Raw genomic sequence first — 504 nt, 5'->3', positions numbered from 1 at the left:
GAACATGTTCTTCATATCGGTTACTTTACTTACGTCCCAACCACCAATATCTTGGTTAAAAACATAGGCACTATCGAACATACCGTTCATATTGGTTACATTGCCCACGTTCCAGCCACTGATATCATTATTGAAATAAGTTGCATTGAAGAACATCTGACTCATATCGGTAACCTGGCCTACATCCCATCCGCCGATATTCAGGTTATTTCCATAAGTGAATTGGAACATAGCACTCATATTGGTCACATTACTCACGTCCCAACCGCTGATATCTTGGTCAAATCGTGATGCCCAACTGAACATTTCACTCATGTCGGTGACCTGGCTTACATTCCAGCCCCCTATATCTTGGTTGAAGGACTGCGCATTGAAAAACATTCCTTTCATAGAAGTCACCTCACTGACATCCCATGAACTAATATCTTGATCAAACTGTTCCGCATAATTGAACATATTGGACATATCGGTCACATTGCTCACATCCCAACCACCAATATCTTG

General features: G+C 41.5%; 1 protein-coding gene. It reads right to left on the bottom strand.

Annotated features, from left to right (window positions below; genetic code table 11):
* The coding region (locus tag DCK90_RS16905) for a BspA family leucine-rich repeat surface protein (RefSeq protein WP_159075881.1) at positions 1-504 on the bottom strand (504 nt) is incomplete at both ends.

The organism is Muricauda brasiliensis (genome assembly GCF_003057865.1).
Classification (GTDB): Bacteria; Bacteroidota; Bacteroidia; order Flavobacteriales; family Flavobacteriaceae; genus Flagellimonas; species Flagellimonas chongwuensis.
This window is presented reverse-complemented; position numbering and strand designations above follow the sequence as displayed.